The organism is Streptomyces bauhiniae, assembly GCF_004784475.1.
Taxonomy (GTDB): Bacteria; Actinomycetota; Actinomycetes; order Streptomycetales; family Streptomycetaceae; genus Streptomyces; species Streptomyces seoulensis.
Window position 1 is genome coordinate 727,077 of sequence record NZ_SRRT01000001.1, and the last position, 19,230, is coordinate 746,306.

The window sequence follows — 19,230 nt, forward strand, 5'->3', positions numbered from 1 at the left end:
GAGGTCACGTCCAACATGGTCACCGGCCAAGACGTCGACGTCGTCCGCGTCATGACGGCAACTGTGAACGACAAGGCCATGGCCTCCAGTCCGTACCGCCGGATCACCGTCCCGGTCGTGCACCAAGTCACGGCGTAGGTTCCGGTCGGCGACGTCGTCACCGACGCGCTGCTCACGCATCTCGCCGCGTGTCCGTCATGGAGGAGGGCGAGCCGCTCAACTATCCGGCGGTGGAAGACCGAGGGGAACAGGGCTCGCGAGGCATTCCAGGCGGCCGAGGGCGGGCCGGGGAGCGGCGCGAGCGTCACGCAGGTGCAGCTCGTCCTCGGGCATGCGTCCGCCGGCATCACGCTGCGGATCTATGCCCACCCGTGGCCGGGCGAAGACGACCGCACCCGGGCCGTCATGGACGCCGTGCTCGGCGGCCTGCGGACCGGGTGCGGTCACATAGCTAGAAAAGCTGGACCCAAAGGATCAAGCCTTCTTCGTCTCCAAGTAACGGGGCGGGTCGGTGACCTGCGGGGATCTTCCCTGTAGGTCACCGACCTGGGCTTTTTGCTGATGGCTGGCGATGGGGTGCGACGGCTTTGATCGGGTGTCTTGCGGACTGGGAGAGAAGCGCCACCGGCGCGAGGAGAGTCGAGGCATCAACCCCCGGCGGGTGACCGGTGACGCTTCTCAACCACAGGGATAGGCCACCCGGCGGCTGCCAACCTGTCAGGCCGAAGCCCGCATGTGCCCCTTTGCGCGACTGGATTGCTCATCACCAGCAACGACGTGAAGCCCCAGGCTTATACAGTTCTGCCATTTGTGGAGTAGTTCGTGGCTCCGTGGACTACTGTGACCCGCATGCAGAGCTCAGAACTTTCCGTGCAGGGGCAGAACCTGATTCAACTTTACAATCAGTATTGCAAGAATAAGCTAATTGTCGATCGTCGATATCAAAGGAAATTGGTTTGGACGCGCGACGAAAAAGAGAAGCTAATCGACTCTGCGGTCAATAGGCTTCCTATTCCGCTAATCCTTCTCGCTCAGAGGAAAAAATCTGGCAGTGAGATTTTCGAACTAATTGACGGCCTTCAGCGCCTAGAAGCCTTCTTCTCCTTTATGGAAAATAAGTACCCGTATAAAGGTGAGTACTTTGACCTAGCGACCACTGGCGACACCCTTGACAAGCTGCACTCCGGGGATCTGGAGCAGCATCAGCCCGTAATGTCCCGAGAAGCGTCATTGGAGATTGTCAACTACCAAATTCCCGTCTCGGTTTATCGAGACGCTGCCACCTCGTCTATCGATGAAGTGTTCCGTCGGATTAATAGTGGCGGAAGGCGGTTGAGTTTGCATGAAATTCGACAGGCCGGGGTCACCGGGCCCCTGGTCGATGTCGTCCGGCGTGCCAGTGCAACCATTCGGGGTGATGGTACTTTTTCTGAAAGTCTTACTCTCGGGGAGATGGAGAAGCTTTCTATCTCCAGGAAAGATCTTGAATACGGTCTCGACCTTGATCGCATATTCTGGACGAGGCATGACATTATCGGGGCAGAAGATATCCGCTCCTCCGGCGATGAAGAGGTTGTCCTAGATCTGATCCTTGACGCCGTTCTCGATCCCTGGCCGACGAGCGGGTGGCAGAACCGCGATGTGGCCTATGGTCTGCCTCGAAGGATCAAGTCGGCATCCCCCGCAGAGGTTGAGGCAGCTATCAACGCTGTGGGTGTCGAGAACTTGCAGCAACGCATCGTTGCCATTGTCGAGTTGATCGACGATGTCATGCGCGACCATGGCTCCCTTGGTCGCCACATGGTCCATTTGGAGACCTATGAGAAGGGGACTCAGCGGCAGTTCCAGGCTGTGTTCGCCGCTCTCTATGAGCTCGTATTTATAGATGAATTGCAGCCGCTTTCCACGGAGGCAATCCGGGATGTCTTGGATAATTTCTGGGGTGCTGGCCTCTCGATCCCCACTGGGGGTAGTGCATGGGGGAAGGACGGGAAGGCGAAACTCTACCCTGAAGTGAAACGGCGTCTTAGGAGGGCATTTTTTAAGCCTGAGCCTAGGAGTGCCGCCAAGCAGCTTAACTCTCGGCTGTTGATCGAAAGCTACCTACAAGGTCCCGTCAATGAAGCTCCGCTTGCCGAGTTGAAGCAAGGCTTCTGTGTACTTTCGGACCCGCCGATCGAAAACGTTGGGCTTTTCGATGAGGTGATGCAAACTGCCGTTGGAATGGCTAATTGGGGTAGGGATGCCAGTGGATTCATTCTTATCGGTGTCGCAGATAAAGCCTCAGCGGCTGCGCGGCTTGAGGATCTCTTCGGTGTTCCATCCGTCGAGGTCCAAGGTCAAAAAATCGTAGGGACGCAGGAGCAGATTGCCCACTTGGGGCATGATGTCGACTCATGGTGGCTTAAGTGGCAAAGTAAGATTCGTTCCGCTCCAGTGGACTCTGATTTTTCCACCGCCTTGGCTCACAGCTTCAGCCCGATTGTATGCGATGGGAGGGTCCTTTGGATTATGAAGCCGCGATCACTTGGGAAGCCCATCACATACGATGGGAGATTCTTCGTGAGGATTGGTGCATCAACGCATGAGATGGGCGCTGATGAATTCCTGACTCACATCGCGCTTAACTTCTAGCCACCTATGCTTCATGGAGCGGCGTGCGACTGATATTGCCGAGCAGTGGCGCCCTACCTTAAAAAGGAATTTAATCCCTAGCCCCAGCCATTCAATGAGACTTCTGAGCCGCCCGCTAGGTACCCGTGGAGGGCGCTTGAGGTGGTGTCCACGAAGCTCTTGGGGATGGCGGTGGCGTCGACCCATCGGACCTGGGAGTGCTTGCGGGGCTCGCGGTTCTCGGGTTCGCCGGCCCATTCTTGGGCGGCGAAGACGACAGTGAGGAAGCCGTTGGGGGCTTCGACGCCCCAGGCGCCGTGGATGATGTGGGCGACCTTTAGGGACTCGGGCTTCACCGTGAGGCCCGTCTCCTCGTAAAGCTCGCGGACTGCGGTTTCCGTAATGGGTTCGCCCGGTTCGCTCTTGCCGACCGGGAGGTCCCACATGCCCTGGGCGAACTTGGCATTGTCGCTGCGCTGGAGGAGGACGACGCGGTTCGTGGCCTTGTCGTGGACGATGACGGCGGCGACCAGGAGGGTCATCGATTCGAGCGCTGGCTTGAGGGCCTTCGGCTGAGCGTCGGTTGTCGGCTGAACCACGGTCATCCCTTCGTTGGGCGGGTTGTTGGGCATGTTAGGCGAGCGCTTCGCGGGCTCGGTGGGCGAGATCGGCGGCGCCGGGAACGCGGCGGCGCTGGTAGACCGCGAGCGTGGAGCGGATCGAGGTGATCGCCTTGCGGGTGCGGTCCGAAGTCATGCCCTCCATGAGGAGCAGGGCCTGCGACCAGGCGGCGATAGCTTCGTCGGCGCGGGCCTGGGCGGCGAGGCTGTCGCCGAGGTCGGCGTGGGTGAGGGCGTGGACGCGCTTGTACTTCTCCGGGTCCCAGCGGGTCAGGGCGTCGCGGTGCTGCTGTTCGGTGCCGATGTGGTCGGCGAGGTCGGTCAGGGTGCGGGCGGTGTGGCTGGCCACGGTGCCGGCGGCGGGGCCGCTCACGCGGGAGTAGCTGGGCTGGGGGGCGTCGTCTCGTAGGAGGGCGTCTTCGGCGGCGAGGAGGGCCTGCGCGGCCAAGGAGTGCTCGTTGACGGCTGCGTAGGCGCGGGCGTGGGTGATGTGGAGCAGGGCTTCGGTCCGGCCGTCGACATGGCCGAGGCCGCGTCGCAGGGCGCCTTCGACGAGGTCGACGCAGTGGTGCGGCTGTTTGAGGCTGAGGGCCTGGTGGGCGAGGGCGCGCATCATCCAGGCGGCGTGGCCGTGGGGGTCGGCTTCGCAGGCGAGCTGGTAGCCGACCTGGTAGTAACGCTGGGCGGCGCCCTCCTGGCCGAGGTCATGGTGCTTCCACCCTGCGAGGTAGGCGAGTTCGGCGACCGCCCCGAATGCGGCCCGCCGTAAGGCATCGCTGGGGAAGCGTCCACGCAGCATGGGGGCGGCAGTGTCAGCGAGGTACGCGGTCACCGTAGTCAGACCGTGGCCGCCCCCGAGGCGTTCGTCAGCCGCACTGAAGGCTGCGGTGATCTGCCGGACGACCTCAACGTCCTCCACCCCGACCAGGGACGTGCCGGTGCGGGCGCGGAGCATGCGGGCGGTGGCTTCGTGGTCGTAGCCGAGTGGCATGGCGACGCCGGCTGTGGTGAAGGCCGCGATGGCGAGGAAGCGGCGGCGCTCGACGTCGGCCCGGCCCAGGTCGGTAGCCGCGAGGACGGGGTCGGATTCCGCCGGCGCTTCGTCATCGCCGGCTTGGAGGCCGATCTCGGTCTGGGCGATCGTGCGTCCCATCCGGCGGGACAGCGCTTCGGCGAGGTACTGGGCTACCCGGCCCGAAGGGGCACGGGTGCCGTTCACCCAGTGCGAGATGGCTGACTTGTTGGTCTGGAGGATCTCGCCGTTCTCTGCGGCGATCCGCCGCACGTCCCTGGCAAGGGCCTCGTAGGTGCAGCCAGCCGCGTCGATGGCGTCGCGCAGACGGGAGTTGGGGTCTCTCTGCGCCGCCACGATCGCCTCCGCCCTGGAGCTGTAAACCGCGTATACCGCTTCAACTGCCGTCCACCGTACCCACTGAGCGTGACCACCGGTTCACTAATCATCAGCCGCCCGGCACGCGCAACCGTGAGCCAGGCTCCCCCCTGGGTCCGGTCGGCACCCGAAGTTCCGTACGCCCACACCGGGCTCGGGCATTCCTGTGCCCGGACCCGGCCGATCAGAGACGGAGACACGGTGACCACCATCGACACCACGGCCATCACGGTCGAGCTGCCCGAAGCGTTCGACCCGCGCTGGAACCGCCTGCCCGGCATCCAGGCCGACGGCCGGCGCATCACGATCGACCCGGCCGAGTACTTCTTCCGCTTCGAGTCGAACACCTGGCTCGTCGCCGACTGGGACCTGGTCAAGGCCCAGCTCCTGGACGTGGAAGAGACGACCGAGAGCGCGGTCGAGCAGCTCGCACTCGACTTCATCAAGCAGCACAGCGAGTCGACCTCCGACGCGGTCTGCGTCCTGGCCACCGCGTACGAGGTGTACGCGTACCTCTTCCGCGACGAGCACCTGGCCGGCCTCGGCCTGCCGCAGATCACCGCCGACCACCTGCGGATGCTCCGTGAGGCGGCCACGCTCATGGCGCTCAACAAGGTCGAGCTGGACGGGCACATCTCCAACGTCGGCCCGTGCTGGTTCTTCCCCGCCGCCACCTCCGTCGTCTTCGACCTGGACGACGAGATGGGCGGGATGCTCGACGAGGTGTACCACGGCGGCTGGTTCAACGAGCACCGTCGGATCGAGTCCATCAAGGCCCACGCCGCGCTCGGCGGAAGGTTGGTGCACGGCTGCCAGTCCGTGCCGGACCAGACCGGCGGCGTCGTCGCGCCCTACGGCGCATCGATGGCCAACTTCCGTGACGACCTCGCCGCGTTCAAGGCGGGCTGGATCGAGCAGGTCTACGCCCATCGCGTGAACCCCTCCGCGTAACCCACCACCGATCAGGCTCCGGGGCGGGCCGGCACCTCTCGCCCGCCCCGGACGCCCCCCACCGACCGGAGCCTCCATGAGCCCGAATCCCAGCGCCGAACTTCTCGACGACCTGCTCACCGCGGCCGACCAGTCCACCGCTGCACGAGAGGAGGTGCGCGTGTGGTCCATGTCCGGCGTTGAGCGCGTGACCTTCCCGGACGGCACCACGGCCATCTTCAAGTACGCCAAGAAGCCGTTCGACACGGAGGACCAAGCCCTCCGCCTGGCCCGCACCCTGGGTGTTCCCGTCCCCAGGGTCCACGCCTCTGCGGTACGGGACGGCTGGCTCGGCATGCTCATGGCGGACCTCGGGCCGTCCGCCCGCCAGGCCGATGACCTGGACGGTGCCGTCGCGGCTGTCGTTCTGCACGGCACCCACAGGGCCCCGTCTCTGCCCGTGCTCGACGAGGAACGGCTGCGCACGCTGCCGAGCCGGTCCCTGGAGCATCTCGAACGGCTGCGCAAGGCCGACCGGTGGCAGGACGCCGACGACGTCGAGGACGCGCTCGACCGGATCGCCAAGGCCGCCGAAGCCCGCTCGGCAGGAGCAACACGGGAACCGTTCGGCTGGGTGCACTCCGAGTTCCACCCCACCAGCCTCCACATCGGCGAACGCGGCTGGCGGCTCCTCGACTTCGCCCGCGCCTTCACCGGCCCCGGCCTGCTCGACCTCGCGAGCTGGCACGGCACCATCGATCCGCCGCACCCCGTACGCCTGCGCGTCCTTCTGGAGCAGTACGTCACCGCCGGCGGCACCCCCGACGCCCTCGCCCCGCGCGGCGGGCTCGCCGCTGAGAACTGGGCCCTGGGCTGGCACCGCATGTGGGCCGTCGAGTGGTTCATGGAGCAGGCCGTTCGCTGGATCAACGACCCGGCCACCGACCCCGCCTACATCAAGACCGTCCGCCGCCACCTCACGGACGTCCTCCACCTCCTGGAGATCTGACGTGCCCGCCCAGGCATCCCCCTGGCACGCCCACGCCCTTCAGCGCACCGCCGGACTCGCCGAACCTCTCTCCGTACCCGCCCGGATGGAATGGACCACGAGACCGGGCCAAGGTCCCGGCGCCGAGATCCTCGGCCCCGACCTGCGTGGCAGGCGACTCCTGGAACTCGGCTGCGGCCCCGGACACAACGCCGCCCACCTCGCCACCCTCCAGGGCGCTCATGTCACCGCCGTCGACCTGATCGGCCTCCAGGTCCGTAGGGCCCGCTCCCACTACGGACGGCTGAAAACCTCACCTTCGTCGCCGCCCATGCCTTGCAGTTTCTGCGAGCGTCCGACGAACAGTTCGACGCGATCTACTCCGTTTTCGGCGCCGTAGGGCTCGTCGCCCCCGAGCTCCTGCTCCCCGCCATTGCCCGGCACCTCACACCTGGGCGAGTACTCGCCTTCTCCGTCCCCCACCCGCAGCGCGGCGGACAAGCATCGTCCGGTGATGACGGCCCCCGTCGCGACTTCGTCAGCCTTCCTGACGGGACACGGCGTCCCATCGCCCGCTGGGAGTTCACCACCGACCGGTGGGAGCGGCACCTCAGCCGGGCGGGTTTCCGGCTCACCTCGGCCCAGGAGTTTCACGACTCCCGCCTGGGCCACTGGCCCACCACCCTGCTGATCCGCGCCCGCAGGATCTGACCGTCATCCGCCCGGCTTCCCCTGGAGGACCGATGCGCCCGCCCTACCTGCTGCTCGACGTCGACGGCGTCCTCATACCCTTCCCCGGCGCGGACGGCTCGACCCCGGCCACCCACACCCGTCACGAGGTCGTCCCCATCGGCCGCAGTGCCGACAACCCGGTGACCATCTGGCTCGACCCCGCCCACGGCCCCAAGCTCGCGGACGTGATCGGCACAGGACTGGTCACACCCGTCTGGTGCACCAGTTGGCGGCAGGACGCGGCCACCCTGATCGGGCTCCTCCTCGGCCTCCCGCACCTGCCGTATGTCGATCTCCCGCGCCCGCAGATCACCACCAGCCACCCCAACGGCTACCTATGGAAGCGGGACTACGTCGACGCCTGGCTGGGCAACGCCCCCGCTGTGTGGATCGACGACGACTTCACCGGGCTGGATCACGACTGGGCGTCGAAGCGAACCGCCCTCGGCGTCGCAACCCTGCTGATCCAGCCGGACCCACATGTCGGGATCGAGGATCGCCACCTGGCCGGGGCCAGGGCGTGGCTTGCGCACGGAACCGACCCCGGCTTGACCAGCCTTCTTGCCCGAACGACGAAGACCGCACCCGGCCCCTCGGAGGGACCGGGTGCGGTCACATAGCCAGAAAAGCTGGACCCGAAGGATCAAGCCTTCTTGGTCTCCCAGAAGATCTTGTCGATCTGGGCGATGTAGTCCAGGGCCTTCTGGCCCGTCGCCGGGTCCGTGCTCGCCTTGGCGGCGGAGAGGGACTTGACGGCCTCGTTGATGAGGGTGTGCAGCTCGGGGTAGCTCTCGAAGTGCGGCGGCTTGAAGTAGTCGCTCCAGAGCACGTCCAGGTGGTGCTTGGCCAGCTCGGCGCGCTGCTCCTTGATCACCGTGGCACGGATCTGGAAGTGCAGGTCGTCGTTGGCGGCCATCTTCTCCTGGATGGCCTTCACCGACTCCGCCTCGATGCGGGCCTGGGCGGGGTCGTACACACCGCAGGGCAGGTCGCAGTGGGCGCTGACCTTGACCTTGGGGGCAAACAGGCGGGAAAGCATGGAGCGTTCCTTCCTCGTGATCGTCTTCTCAGGTGGGACATTACTCCCTGAGGGACTGGTTTTCCCGAGTGCCCCCCAGGGCTTAGGACAAAAGTCCGGGGTCAGACTGAGACTGTGGGGATACGGACCGGGGAGGTGCCGGGGATGCCGGAGCTGTCGCAGGAGAGCGAGCGGGGCAGAGCGCTGCCGCCCTTCGGGCTCGCCGAGGTCACGGGCCCCTCCATGGTGCCCACGCTGCACCACGGGGACCGCCTGCTGCTGCGGTACGGCGCTCCCGTCCGGCCGGGCGGGATCGTCGTCCTGCGCCACCCGTTCCAGCAGGATCTGCTGGTCGTCAAGCGTGCGGTGGAGCGGCGCGAGGGCGGCTGGTGGGTGCTCGGCGACAACCCGTACGCCGGCGGGGACAGCACCGACTACGGGGTCGTGCCCGAGGAGCTGATCCTCGGGCGGGCCTGGCTGCGCTACCGCCCGCCGGCCGGCCGGCGCTCGCCGCTCGCGGTGGTGCGCTGGGCGCTCTCCGCGGCCAGACCGCTGCTGTCGGACCGGTCGGCGGCCAGGCGCTTCCGGGCGCGGTAGGCGGCGACGTTGGCGCGGGTCGCGCAGCGGTCGGAGCAGTAGCGGCGGGAGCGGTTGGTGGAGGTGTCCAGGTAGGCGTTCCGGCAGGGGGCGGCCTCGCACAGGCCCAGCCGGTCGACGCCGTACTCGGTCAGATGGAACGCCAGCCCCATCGCGGCGATGGCCGCGTAGCCCGCGGTCGCGTTCGACGGGTGATCGGCCAGGTGCATGTGCCACAGCGGGCGGCCGTCGTCGTCGCGGAAGTCGTGGCCGGAGATCTGCGGGCTGACCGGGAACTCCAGCAGCAGGGAGTTCAGCAGGTCGACGGCGAGCGTCTCGTCCCCCTCGTCCGCCGCCTCGAACACCGCGCGCAGCCTGCCGCGGACCGAACGGAAGCGGGTGACATCGGCGTCGGTGGCGCGGCGGGCCGCCGACGCGTTCACGCCGAAGAGTTCGCGTACGGCCTCCACCGAGGTCAGGGAATCCTTGCCCTGGCCCGGCTCCTCGCTGTTGACGAGGCGTACGGCGTAGTCCGAGTAATGGGCCAGTTCCACTTGTAGTCCTTACGGGGGCGCTCTATGGTCGTGTCTGCGGTCGGGTAATGGCCGGGCGCACTTCCAGGGTATTACGCGTGCGCGGAAGGGGATGGGGAAGCGTGACCACCATAGGTACGGGGACGGACTGGGCCGCCTGGCAGGAGAGCTGGGACCGGCAGCAGGAGTGGTACATGCCCGACCGCGAGGAGCGGTTCCGGGTCATGCTCGACATGGTGGAGGCGTTCGCCGGTACGGCTCCGCGCGTGCTCGACCTCGCCTGCGGTACGGGCACGATCACCGCGCGGCTGCTGGCGCGGTTCCCGGAGGCGATCAGTACCGGGGTCGACCTCGATCCGGCCCTGCTCGCCATCGCGCGCGGCACCTTCGCGGGGGACGAGCGGGTCACGTTCGTCGAGGCCGACCTCAAGGACGCGGACTGGCCGGCGGCGCTGCCGTACGACTCCTACGACGCGGTGCTCACGGCCACTGCCCTGCACTGGCTGCACACCGAGCCGCTCACCGTGCTGTACGGGCAGCTCGCGGGGCTGGTGCGGGAGGGCGGGGTGTTCATGAACGCCGATCACATGACCGACGGGTCCACGCCCCGGATCAACGCCGCCGAACGCGCCCAGCGGCACGCCCAGATGGAACGGGCCAAGCGGGACGGGGCGCTCGACTGGGCCGAGTGGTGGCAGCTCGCCGCCCAGGACCCGGTCCTCGCCGGGCCCACCGCCCGCCGCTTCGAGATCTACGGCGAACACGCCGACGGCGACACCCCGTCCGCCGCCTGGCACGCCTCCGCCCTCCGCGAGAAGGGCTTCGCCGAGGCCCGCCCGGTGTGGTGCTCGCCCTCGGACACGCTGCTGCTGGCGCTGAAGTGACACACGGCCGAGGGGCGGTACGGGGTGTCCCGTACCGCCCCTCGGTCTGTCCGTGACGCCTACAGCACCTTCGACAGGAACGACTGGGTGCGTTCGTGCTGGGGGTTGGTGAGGACGTCCCGGGGGTGGCCGGACTCGACCACGACGCCGTCGTCCATGAAGACGAGCGAGTCACCGACCTCGCGGGCGAAGCCCATCTCGTGGGTCACGACGATCATCGTCATGCCGTCCTCGGCCAGGTCCCGCATCACGTCCAGGACCTCGCCGACCAGCTCCGGGTCGAGCGCCGACGTGGGCTCGTCGAAGAGCATCAGCTTGGGCTGCATCGCCAGGGCGCGGGCGATGGCGACGCGCTGCTGCTGGCCGCCGGAGAGCTGGGCCGGGTAGTGGCCGGTGCGGTCACCGAGGCCGACCCGGTCCAGCAGCCGCTGGGCACGCTCGCGGGCCACGGCCCTGGTCTCGCCCTTGACCCGGATGGGGGCCTCGACCACGTTCTCCAGCGCGGTCATGTGCGGGAAGAGGTTGAAGCGCTGGAACACCATGCCGATGTCCCGCCGCTGCGCCGCGACCTCCTTCTCCCGCAGCTCGTGGAGCTTGTCGCCCTTCTGCCGGTAGCCGACGAGATCGCCGTCCACCCACAGCCGGCCGGCGCTGATCTTCTCCAGGTGGTTGATGCACCGCAGGAAGGTGGACTTGCCGGAACCGGACGGGCCGATCAGGCAGAACACCTCACGCGGATTCACCTCGAGGTCGATGCCCTTGAGGATGTGCGCGAGACCGAAGGACTTGTGCACGCCCTCGGCCCGGACCATCGGCTGTCCGCTGGTGCTCTGAACGATGTCTTTGGACAGCTTGCTCATCGGGCCACCTCCGGGCGGCGGAACGAACCGAACAGTCGGAGGTTCTTCTTCAGACGCTGGAACGGGGTCGGCGGCAGGTTGCGCGTCGAGCCGCGGGCGTAACGGCGCTCCAGGTAGTACTGGCCGACGCTGAAGAAGCTCGTGAGGATCAAGTACCAGATGGAGGCGACGAAATACATCTCAACCACGGCCAGGGAAGTGCTGGAGATGTCCGTGGAGCGCTTGATGACTTCGTTGAACTGCACCGCGTACGCCAGCGACGACGTCTTCAGCATGTTGATGAACTCGTTGCCGGTCGGCGGGACGATCACCCGCATCGCCTGTGGCAGGACCACCCGGCGCAGTGTCTGACCACGGGTCATGCCCAGGGCGTTGGACGCCTCGGTCTGGCCCTCGTCCACCGACTGGATACCGGCGCGGACGATCTCCGACATGTACGCGGCCTCGTTCAGGCCGAGGCCCAGCAGGGCGGCCAGGAACGGGGTCATCACCTGGTTCATCTCGTCCTTGTAGAACCCCAGGTTGAGGATGGGGAACACGAGGGCGATGTTGTACCAGATCAGCAACTGCACCAGCACCGGGGTGCCGCGGAAGAGCCAGATGTACAGCCAGGCGACCGTGCTGGTGACGGGGTTGGACGACATCCGCATCACCGCGAGGGTGATGCCGAGGACGAGGCCCAGGAGCATCGCCAGCACCGAGATGTACAGCGTGTGCCAGACGCCGGACAGGATGGTGCCGTCCGTCAGGTAGTCGGGGATGACGCCGTAGTTGATGTTCGCGTTGGAGAAGGCGAGGCCGATCAGCACCAGGACGGCGATGACGGCCGCACCGGCCACCCAGCGGCCGTAGTGGCGCACCGGTACGGCCTTGATCTGCTCCGGCGGTACCGACGGCGCCGGAGTCTTGTCGAGCGTAGGAGTCACGGGGACGGCCCTTCAGTCTTGCCGGAGCTGCTCAGGAGCCGCCGTTGATCTTCGCCTCGGTGACCGCGCCCTGCTTGACGTTCCACTTCTCGAGGATCTTCGCGTACTCGCCGTTCTTGATGATGGCGTTCACGGCGGCCTGGATCGCGTCGCGGAGCTGGGTGTTCTTCTTGCTGACCGCGATGCCGTACGGGCCGGCCTCGATCTGGTCGCCGACGACCTCGAAGTCCTTGCCGCCACCGGAGGTCTTGGCGTTGTAGGCCGCGACGGGGAAGTCGTTCAGGTCGGCGACGGAGGCACCCTGCTTGAGGCGGAGCAGCGCCTCCGGGTCGGTGTCGAAGGTCTGGAGGGTGAAGGGCTTCTTGCCGTCCTTCTTGCACTTGGCGTTCTGCGCCTTGGCGATGCCCTCGGAGGTGGTGCCGCGCTGCAGGGCCACGACCTTGCCGCACAGGTCGTCCAGGGTCTTGATGCCCTTCGGGTTGCCCTTCTGGACCAGGATCGAGGTGCCGGCGGTGAAGTAGTCGACGAAGTCGACGCCGGTGCCGGCCTTCTTCCCCGTGTCGGAGTCGATGCCGTTCTGGCGGTCCTTCGTGTCGTTCATCGCGGACATGATCGCCTGGGAGCGGCCGCTCTGGAGCCCCACGATGAGCTGGTCGAACTTGCCGTTCTGGAACTGGAACTCGACACCGAGCTGCTTGCCGAGAGCGGCCGCGATGTCGGGGTCGATACCGACCGCCTTGCCGCCCTCCATGTACTCGACCGGCGGGTAGGCGATGTCCGAGCCCACCTTGATGACGCCCGACTTCTTGATGTCGGCCGGGAGCTTGGCGGCGAGCGGGGCGTCGGTGGACGAGCCGGAGCCTGTGGCCTTGTCCGTCTGGTCGCCGCAGCCGGTGAGGAGCAGGGTGCCTGCGACCGCGATCGCACCGGCCGCTGCGATCCGGGACCGTGCGGTCGTACGACGGGTGGAGCTTGCGGTCATCGTGGTTCCTCCGGCGGATGGGAAGAGAAGACGTACCGATGGGGTCGACGAGAACACACACCTTCGGGTGCCGCGACCTCGTGGGTTTACGGCATCCTGCCATTCGGACTAGGCCATTCAGGGCCGTCACAATGTCAAAATCGGATAACGGGTGACCGAGAACCGCATCAGGTCGGTACATCCGCGCTCCATTCCCACCGGATGATCTGCGGAAATACGGTGTTCACACCGGAAGATCCGTAGGGGGTCTCACGATCCGGACGGCCGGTGTGCGGTGATTCGGGGGATTCGCGGGGCGGTTGAGGTTCCTCTGAGGTGCGCCCGTTACCCCTCCGCGCGACATGTGACCTTGCGCCTAATGGACTCGTGGTCCGCCCCTCCGTCCGGTATGAAGGTTCTTTACACCCCTCATCCGGGGCTCAGGGCGCGTGTGCGGCGCGCCCGTCGCGTATGTGCTCGTACGTATCCGTCAATCGAGCCGTGCGCGGTGCCCGCCCACTCCTCACCCGGAGTGGTCGACCCTCAACCATGCATACCTAAGGGGTAAGACAAAGTGGCAGCGGAGATCGTCAATCCTCGCAGCGACAGTGGTGCCGGACCGGAGGGCGGGGCCGAGCCCCTGGACTCCTTCGACCCCGCTTTCGCGCTGCACCGCGGCGGCAAGATGGCCGTGCGGGCCACCGTGCCGATCCGGGACACGGAAGACCTTTCCCTCGCGTACACCCCCGGCGTCGCGCGCGTGTGCACCGCGATCGCGGAAACGCCGGAGCTGGTCAACGACTACACCTGGAAGTCCTCGGTCGTCGCCGTCGTCACCGACGGCACGGCCGTGCTCGGTCTCGGGGACATCGGTCCCGAGGCGTCCCTCCCCGTGATGGAGGGCAAGGCGATCCTGTTCAAGCAGTTCGGCGGGGTCGACGCGGTGCCGATCGCCCTCGACTGCACCGGAGTCGACGAGATCGTGGAGACCGTCGTCCGGCTCGCCCCCTCCTTCGGCGGGGTGAACCTGGAGGACATCTCCGCGCCGCGCTGCTTCGAGATCGAGCGGCGCCTGCAGGAGCGGCTGGACATCCCGGTCTTCCACGACGACCAGCACGGCACCGCCGTCGTCACGCTGGCCGCGCTGCGCAACGCCGCCCGGCTCAGCGGGCGGGACATCGGGCAGCTCCGCGTCGTCATCTCCGGGGCCGGGGCGGCCGGGGTCGCCATCGCCCGGATGCTGATCGAGGCCGGCATCGGGGACGTGGCGGTCGCCGACCGCAAGGGCGTCGTCTCCGCGGACCGGACCGATCTGACCGACGTCAAGCGGGAGTTGGCCTCCTTCACCAACAAGGCGAAGCTCACCGGCACGCTGGAGGACGCGCTGGCCGGGGCCGATGTGTTCGTCGGTGTCTCCGGTGGCACGGTCTCCGAGGAGGCGGTCGCCTCCATGGCGAAGGGCGCCTTCGTCTTCGCCATGGCCAACCCGAACCCCGAGGTGCACCCGGAGGTCGCGCACAAGTACGCGGCCGTCGTCGCCACCGGGCGCTCGGACTTCCCCAACCAGATCAACAACGTGCTCGCCTTCCCCGGCATCTTCGCCGGTGCGCTCCAGGTGCGGGCCTCCCGGATCACCGAGGGCATGAAGATCGCCGCCGCCGAGGCGCTCGCCGCCGTCGTCGGCGACGACCTCTCCGCCGACTACGTGATCCCCTCCCCGTTCGACGAGCGCGTCGCCCCCGCGGTCACGGCCGCCGTCGCGGCCGCGGCCCGCGCGGAGGGCGTCGCCCGACGCTGAGCCTGCGCGCAGCGTTCACCGGAAACGGCCTCGCCCCTTGGGGGGCGGGGCCGTTCGTGCTGTGTGGGGGCCGGCCTGAAGGGTGCGGGGTGTCGGCGCCCGGCGCCGGCTGGGGGTGTGGTGTTCGTGGGCGGGCTGGGGAGCGTTGGTCGGGCGGGAGTGACGTGCTCGTGCAGCGTCCTCGACCGAGGGACAGTGCGGTGTCTGGGGAGTGGGTCGGAGGCTGAGCCGGCCGGGTGCGGGGGCGTCGTCGTTCCGCGCCGGTTCGGTGGGGCGGTGTGCAAGAGGGTGTGTGTCACACCGGTGGGCGGTTCCGTCCGGGCGGGGTGGAATCTATCGTCGACGGCATGTTCGCCGCCTATGCCGCCCGGATCGACCGTGATCAGCCGCTCTCCGGCCTGGAGTTGGGGGAGCGTCCGGCCCCCGAGGCCCGGCCGGGCTGGAGCACCGTCGACGTCCGCGCCGCCTCCCTCAACCATCACGACCTCTGGTCCCTGCGGGGCGTCGGGCTCCCCGAGGACCGGCTGCCGATGATCCTCGGCTGTGACGCCGCCGGGATCGACGAGGACGGCAACGAGGTCGTCCTGCACTCCGTCATCGGCCAGAGCGGCCACGGGGTCGGCCCCCGCGAGCCCCGCTCCATCCTCACCGAGCGCTACCAGGGCACCTTCGCCGAACAGGTCGCCGTGCCCACCTGGAACGTGCTGCCCAAGCCGAAGGAACTCTCCTTCGCCGAGGCCGCCTGTCTGCCCACCGCCTGGCTGACCGCATACCGGATGCTCTTCACCAACGCCGGGGTACGGCCCGGTGACTCGGTGCTGGTGCAGGGCGCGGGCGGGGGTGTCGCCACGGCCGCGATCGTGCTCGGCCGGGCCGCCGGGCTGCGGGTCTTCGCCACCAGCCGGGACGAGGCCAAGCGGAAGCGGGCGCTGGAACTGGGCGCCGTCGAGGCAGTGGAGCCGGGGGCGCGGCTGCCGCAGCGGGTGGACGCCGTCATCGAGACCGTCGGCGCCGCGACCTGGTCGCACTCCATCAAGTCCCTCCGCCCCGGCGGCACCGTCGTGATCTCCGGCGCCACCAGCGGCGACCGCCCCTCGCACGCCGAGCTGACCCGGATCTTCTTCCTTGAACTGAAGGTCGTCGGCTCCACCATGGGCACCAAGGACGAGCTGGAGGACCTGCTCGCCTTCTGCGCCACGACCGGCGTACGTCCCGTCATCGACGAGATCCTCCCGCTGGACCGCGCCCGCGAGGGCTTCGAACGGCTGGAGTCCGGCGAGCACTTCGGGAAGATCGTGCTCAGCAACTCCTGAAATTCGTATGGCGAGTCGGCGGGTCCGGGGTGTCGGGCCCGCCTTTTCGCGCCCCTTCATGTCAACCAGGGTTGACATCCCGAGCGATGTCAACCTAGGTTGACATCATGACGGATGCAACGGATCTCGCCCAGCGGGCCGGTGACCGCGATCCGCGGGTCGGGCTGCGGGCCGTGGCCGCACTGCGCCGGCTGCTGGAGCAGTTGGAGGCGGTGCAGGTGCGCGGGGCGCGCAATCAGGGCTGGTCGTGGCAGGAGATCGCCGCCGAGCTGGGTGTCAGCAGGCAGGCCGTGCACAAGAAATACGGGAGGCAGTGATGTTCGAACGCTTCACCAAGGACGCCCGTGAGGTCGTCCAGGGCGCGGTCACCCACGCGGAACGCGCGGGCGTACGGTCCATCGGCGCCGAACATCTGCTGCTCGCCCTCCTCGACCGCGAGGGCAGCCGGGCCTCCTTCGCCTTCGCCGCGCTCGGCCTCGCCGAACGCAAGGACTCCCTGCGCGAGGCGCTGGCCGAGGCGCGGCGCCGGGCGGGCCTGACCCGCGCGGACGCGGACGCCCTAGCCGGACTCGGGATCGACCTCACGGAGATCGTCGCGAAGGTCGAGGAGACGCACGGCGCCGGTGCTCTCTCCGGCGACCGCCGTGACGCGGGCGGCTGGTCGGGCCGCCGGACCTTCGAGCAGGACGCCAAGGACGTGCTGGAGGGGGCGCTGCGTGCCGCCGTGGGCCGCCGTGACCGGCGCATCGGCGACGAGCACCTCCTGCTCGCCCTCACCGTGCGGCCCGGAGTCCCCGCCGAGGTGCTCGCCGACCACGGCGTGACCCAGGAGTCGCTGCGGCGGGTCCTCTACGGCGAGGGGACGGCCCAGGCGGGCTGACCCGAGTCCCCTGGAGGGGCTCAGACCTTCGGGCCGTTGAGTATCGCGCCGATGTGGGCCGCCGCCGTCGACAGATGGCGGCGGACGTCCTGGAGCTGGGTCTCGGTGACGCCGTGGTCGCGGGCCGCGTCCCGGACGTCGTCCCGGAAGCGGTCCAGCAGACGGTCCAGGTCGCGGGCCGGGTCGCCGGTCGGGGGCTCGTGGGTCCAGGCCGGCTCGTACTCCATCGGGAAGTCCGGCGGGGTCTCCGAGTACTCCGGGCCGGGGTCGGCCTTGGCGCTGCCGGTGGCCGCCGTGCCGGGCCGCCGGGTGTGCTCCTTGCCGAAGTCGCCGAAGTTGCCGAATTCCCGCGCGAGTTCGGCCAGGCCCTCGCGGACGCCGGTCGGCCAGTCGCCGCGGGTGAAGTGGTCCTGCACCCGCTCCTGGACCCGGCCCGCGAGGCGCCGCATCTCCTCCTGGGCCTGGGCGTTGGCCCGCGACTGCGCCTCCTGGGCCTGGCGCCGGGCCTGTTGGGCCTCCTCGCGGGCGCGGCGGCTCTCGTCCTTGGCGCGCCGGGCCTGCTCCTTCCACTCCTGCTTGGCGCGGCGCATCTCCTCCTTGGCGGTCCGCCACGCCTCGGCGTCGCTCCGGGTGCCCGGCTCGTCGTAGGGACCCGGACCCGTGGCGCCTGCCTTGCCCGCGCGGGTACGGGAGGCGGCCGCGCGCATCTCGCGGCGGAGGTCGCCCGCGGCGCCCCGGACGTCAGCCTTTATCTCGGCGGCGAGTTCCGCGACGGACTCGCCGATCTCCATCTCCAGGTCGGCCAGTTCCCCGCTGCGGTCGGCCAGTTCGGCGCGGCCCGCGTCGGTGATCGAGTAGACCTTGCGGCCGCCCTCGGTGGTGTGGGTGACCAGGCCCTCGGCCTCCAGCTTGGCCAGGCGCGGGTAGACCGTGCCGGCCGAGGGGGCGTACAGACCCTGGAAGCGCTCTTCGAGGAGCCGGATCACCTCGTAGCCGTGGCGCGGGGCCTCGTCGAGCAGCTTGAGGAGGTAGAGGCGGAGGCGGCCGTGGGCGAAGACGGGGGGCATGTCAGAGCACCTTCTTGTCGGTCGTGCCGTCCGCGGGGGAGGCGGGGGCGGGGCCGGGGCCGGACTCCCAGGCGGTGTCCTCGTCCTCCTCGGCCGGGCGGCGCAGCAGGGCGATCGAGCCGGAGACGGTGGTGGCCCGGAGCTTGCCGCTGCCCGAGCCGAGGCGGCCGGTGATCTTGTGGGCGCCCCACTGGCCCTGGACGCGCAGGCCGTCGAAGGCGTTGGAGATCGAGCCGCTCGCGGTGTTCGCCTCCACGTCGGTGTCGCCGGGGTGCGGGAGCCGTATGGCGATCTCGCCGGAGACGCTGGTCAGGCGTACGTCGGTGGGGCCCTCCGGGTCCAGGTCGATGATCATGGAGCCGCTGACCGAGTCGGCGCGGACGGAGGGACCCGCGCCCTCGACCACCGTCAGGTCGCCGGAGACGGACTTGAACCGCAGGTCGCCGCTGACGGCCTGGGCCTCCACGCTGCCCGAGACGGTGTCCGCGCGGACCGGGCCGGAGACGCCGACCAGGGTGGTGTCGCCGGTGACGCCTTTCACCACGGACGGGCCGCGGACGCCCGAGACCACTGCGGCGGCGCCCACCACGCCCACCTCGACGCGGGTGCTCGCGGGGACGGCCAGGGTGACCACCGCGCTGCGGCGCCAGCCCTCGCGGTCCAGCCACTTCAGGAAGCCCTTCCAGGGCAGGTCCTCGTACGCCACCGTCAGGGTGCCGTGCCGGTGGGTGACGATCAGGGGTGGGCCCTCGATGTCCGAGATCTCCAGGCGGGCGGAACTCTCCTCGGTGCCCACGACGTTCACCGTGCCGTTGACCACGCGCACGTTCAGCTCGGTCACGGGGGCGTCGAAGCTGAGCTTCTGGGGTTCGGCGACGGTCCACTCGGACACGGGTCCTCCTCGGGCGTGACGCGGACAAGTAGGCGGAGCGGGGCGATGTGCGGTGGGCGAGCGTGCCTACTCGTCACGCCATATCGCGTCTCCTGTCATTCACGATATATCGTGGCCGTCGGAAGTCAAGACACCCTTTCGGGGGGCGAGGGTCCAGCGCTGATCGGGCATGGCTGTGCGGGCCCTGCCCCTCCGGACGGGCCCGCAAGTGAAGTGGGCGAGGGCGGCCGGCACCCCCGGTGAATGCCC

The 19,230-nt window shown here is 68.4% G+C and carries 20 protein-coding genes and 2 pseudogenes; 13 read left to right on the top strand and 9 right to left on the bottom strand.

The genetic code is table 11. The features are described 5' to 3' along the window. Positions 1-15 precede the first annotated feature (15 nt). From E5083_RS31955 to E5083_RS03490, 3 genes and pseudogenes are all read left to right on the top strand, one after another. Entirely contained in the window at positions 16-138 is a 123-nt protein-coding gene (locus E5083_RS31955; RefSeq protein ID WP_279632432.1) for a hypothetical protein, read from the top strand. Continuing rightward, positions 139-537, top strand: a pseudogene (locus E5083_RS32195) (hypothetical protein); the annotation flags it as partial. Between the two features lie 312 nt (positions 538-849). Continuing rightward, positions 850-2,634: a DUF262 domain-containing protein gene (locus tag E5083_RS03490; RefSeq protein ID WP_135784082.1), complete on the top strand. Its 1,785-nt coding sequence runs from the start codon at positions 850-852 to the stop codon at positions 2,632-2,634. Between the two features lie 77 nt (positions 2,635-2,711). Here the strand turns inward: E5083_RS03490 and E5083_RS03495 are convergent, their stop codons facing one another. Together E5083_RS03495 and E5083_RS03500 are read right to left on the bottom strand one after the other, a co-directional pair. Next, positions 2,712-3,245 carry an NUDIX domain-containing protein gene (locus E5083_RS03495; protein ID WP_135784083.1) on the bottom strand — a complete coding sequence of 178 codons (534 nt, stop codon included), beginning with the start codon at positions 3,243-3,245 and terminating at the stop codon, positions 2,712-2,714. A 1-nt stretch (position 3,246) separates the two neighbouring features. Then, the gene (locus E5083_RS03500; RefSeq protein WP_135784084.1) at positions 3,247-4,602 is read right to left on the bottom strand and encodes a helix-turn-helix domain-containing protein; all 1,356 of its coding nucleotides are present in this window, start codon (positions 4,600-4,602) and stop codon (positions 3,247-3,249) included. A 222-nt stretch (positions 4,603-4,824) separates the two neighbouring features. Between E5083_RS03500 and E5083_RS03505 the strand changes: the two genes are divergently transcribed. The 4 genes and pseudogenes from E5083_RS03505 (at position 4,825) to E5083_RS03520 (ending at position 7,893) form a co-directional block, all read left to right on the top strand. Then, positions 4,825-5,574: a hypothetical protein gene (locus E5083_RS03505; protein WP_135784085.1), complete on the top strand. Its 750-nt coding sequence runs from the start codon at positions 4,825-4,827 to the stop codon at positions 5,572-5,574. 76 nt (positions 5,575-5,650) lie between these two features. Next, entirely contained in the window at positions 5,651-6,562 is a 912-nt protein-coding gene (locus E5083_RS03510) for a phosphotransferase family protein (RefSeq protein ID WP_135784086.1), read from the top strand. 1 nt (position 6,563) lies between these two features. After that, positions 6,564-7,252: pseudogene (locus E5083_RS03515) on the top strand (class I SAM-dependent methyltransferase). Between the two features lie 32 nt (positions 7,253-7,284). Further along, entirely contained in the window at positions 7,285-7,893 is a 609-nt protein-coding gene (locus E5083_RS03520) for an HAD domain-containing protein (RefSeq protein WP_167513443.1), read from the top strand. A gap of 23 nt (positions 7,894-7,916) precedes the next feature. Here E5083_RS03520 and sodN read toward each other — a convergent pair whose 3' ends face one another. Continuing rightward, positions 7,917-8,312: a superoxide dismutase, Ni gene (gene sodN / locus E5083_RS03525; RefSeq protein ID WP_030807512.1), complete on the bottom strand. Its 396-nt coding sequence runs from the start codon at positions 8,310-8,312 to the stop codon at positions 7,917-7,919. A 144-nt stretch (positions 8,313-8,456) separates the two neighbouring features. Between sodN and sodX the strand changes: the two genes are divergently transcribed. Beyond that, the gene (sodX, locus tag E5083_RS03530; RefSeq protein WP_135784087.1) at positions 8,457-8,888 is read left to right on the top strand and encodes a nickel-type superoxide dismutase maturation protease; all 432 of its coding nucleotides are present in this window, start codon (positions 8,457-8,459) and stop codon (positions 8,886-8,888) included. Here the strand turns inward: sodX and E5083_RS03535 are convergent. Further along, entirely contained in the window at positions 8,774-9,421 is a 648-nt protein-coding gene (locus E5083_RS03535) for a CGNR zinc finger domain-containing protein (protein ID WP_135784088.1), read from the bottom strand. The two genes, sodX and E5083_RS03535, sit on opposite strands and share 115 nt — an antisense overlap. A gap of 47 nt (positions 9,422-9,468) precedes the next feature. Between E5083_RS03535 and E5083_RS03540 the strand changes: the two genes are divergently transcribed. Then, entirely contained in the window at positions 9,469-10,284 is an 816-nt protein-coding gene (locus tag E5083_RS03540) for a class I SAM-dependent methyltransferase (protein ID WP_135784089.1), read from the top strand. A 59-nt stretch (positions 10,285-10,343) separates the two neighbouring features. Here E5083_RS03540 and E5083_RS03545 read toward each other — a convergent pair whose 3' ends face one another. The 3 genes from E5083_RS03545 to E5083_RS03555 are packed head-to-tail and all read right to left on the bottom strand — an operon-like array spanning position 10,344 to position 13,052. Continuing rightward, positions 10,344-11,144: an amino acid ABC transporter ATP-binding protein gene (locus tag E5083_RS03545; protein WP_135784090.1), complete on the bottom strand. Its 801-nt coding sequence runs from the start codon at positions 11,142-11,144 to the stop codon at positions 10,344-10,346. After that, positions 11,141-12,070: an amino acid ABC transporter permease gene (locus E5083_RS03550; protein ID WP_135784091.1), complete on the bottom strand. Its 930-nt coding sequence runs from the start codon at positions 12,068-12,070 to the stop codon at positions 11,141-11,143. Before E5083_RS03550 ends, E5083_RS03545 begins: the two co-directional genes overlap by 4 nt. 31 nt (positions 12,071-12,101) lie before the next feature. Continuing rightward, a complete protein-coding gene (locus E5083_RS03555) occupies positions 12,102-13,052 on the bottom strand; it encodes an ABC transporter substrate-binding protein (protein WP_135784092.1) in 951 nt (316 codons plus the stop codon). 553 nt (positions 13,053-13,605) lie between these two features. On the opposite strand from E5083_RS03555, the gene E5083_RS03560 reads away from it, so the two are divergent. The 4 genes from E5083_RS03560 (at position 13,606) to E5083_RS03575 (ending at position 17,022) form a co-directional block, all read left to right on the top strand. Further along, entirely contained in the window at positions 13,606-14,829 is a 1,224-nt protein-coding gene (locus tag E5083_RS03560) for an NAD(P)-dependent malic enzyme (protein ID WP_135784093.1), read from the top strand. Positions 14,830-15,176: 347 nt separating this feature from the next. After that, positions 15,177-16,142: a zinc-binding dehydrogenase gene (locus tag E5083_RS03565; protein ID WP_030807535.1), complete on the top strand. Its 966-nt coding sequence runs from the start codon at positions 15,177-15,179 to the stop codon at positions 16,140-16,142. Positions 16,143-16,249: 107 nt separating this feature from the next. Further along, positions 16,250-16,459: a helix-turn-helix domain-containing protein gene (locus E5083_RS03570; protein ID WP_030807538.1), complete on the top strand. Its 210-nt coding sequence runs from the start codon at positions 16,250-16,252 to the stop codon at positions 16,457-16,459. Further along, positions 16,459-17,022, top strand: coding sequence for a Clp protease N-terminal domain-containing protein (locus E5083_RS03575; RefSeq protein WP_135784094.1), 564 nt, complete (start codon positions 16,459-16,461; stop codon positions 17,020-17,022). Before E5083_RS03570 ends, E5083_RS03575 begins: the two co-directional genes overlap by 1 nt. A gap of 20 nt (positions 17,023-17,042) precedes the next feature. Here E5083_RS03575 and E5083_RS03580 read toward each other — a convergent pair whose 3' ends face one another. Further along, positions 17,043-18,089, bottom strand: a complete 1,047-nt coding sequence (locus E5083_RS03580; RefSeq protein WP_135784095.1) for a PadR family transcriptional regulator — start codon at positions 18,087-18,089, stop codon at positions 17,043-17,045. Between the two features lies 1 nt (position 18,090). Then, positions 18,091-18,981, bottom strand: coding sequence for a DUF4097 family beta strand repeat-containing protein (locus tag E5083_RS03585; RefSeq protein ID WP_135784096.1), 891 nt, complete (start codon positions 18,979-18,981; stop codon positions 18,091-18,093). Positions 18,982-19,230: the final 249 nt, after the last annotated feature.